The sequence below is a fragment of the Intrasporangium chromatireducens Q5-1 genome, from assembly GCF_000576575.1.
In the GTDB taxonomy this organism is placed as follows: Bacteria; Actinomycetota; Actinomycetes; order Actinomycetales; family Dermatophilaceae; genus Intrasporangium_A; species Intrasporangium_A chromatireducens.
On sequence record NZ_AWQS01000548.1, the window covers coordinates 1 to 751 of the forward strand.

The 751-nt window shown below is 73.0% G+C and carries 1 protein-coding gene; it reads left to right on the plus strand.

Features of this window, described 5'->3' with window-relative positions:
• Positions 1-717: MOSC domain-containing protein (locus N864_RS22810; RefSeq protein WP_034722987.1), on the plus strand; the 717-nt coding region annotated here is incomplete at its 5' end.
• Positions 718-751: the final 34 nt, after the last annotated feature.

Sequence of the window (751 nt, forward strand, 5' to 3'; positions counted from 1 at the left end):
GTCGACCCCTCGGGCGAGAAGGTCACGGCGCGTGAGGCTCATGCCCTGCTCGGGCTGACGGCGCACCCGCTGCCGAACGGTGCGGTGCGTGTGACGGACCGAACCGGTGAGGCGGTCGAGGCCGAGCCACCTCGGGCGGCCGCACCCCTCGCGGTGAGCCACAGCGGCCAGGGCACTGCCCGACCTGCCGCCTGGGAGGTCAGTGACTGGCTCTCGGCCCGCCTGGGCCGGCCGGTCCGGCTCGTGTGGCAGGACGACGAGTCGCGACGTCCGATCCGTGCCGAGCTCGGCGGCCGCCCCGGGGACGTCAACTCGCTCTCCGACGCGGCGCCCCTGCTGCTGACGACGGACGCCTCACTGGGTCGGCTCAACGAGTGGCTGGCCGAGAGTGGTGCGGAGGCGATCGGGCACGACCGTTTCCGGCCGAACGTCGTCGTGGACGGTGGCGTCGCGTTCGCGGAGGACGTCTGGGAGGCCGTGACCATCGGGACCGTGCCGTTTCGCCGCACGATGGTGTGCGACCGGTGCGTCATGACGACCATCGACCGGGACAGCCTGCGGACCTCGAAGGAGCCGATCCGCACCTTGGCGCGGTTCCGGAAGTGGGACGGCCAGACGTGGTTCGGTCTGCGGCTCACGCCGGTGCTGCCGGTGCCGGCCGACGCGGTGCTGCGGCTCGGTGACGCGGTGCTGGCCACGGAGGGTCGGCTCGGCTGAGCACCGTTTGGTGGCCCCTCGACGGTTGGTGGCC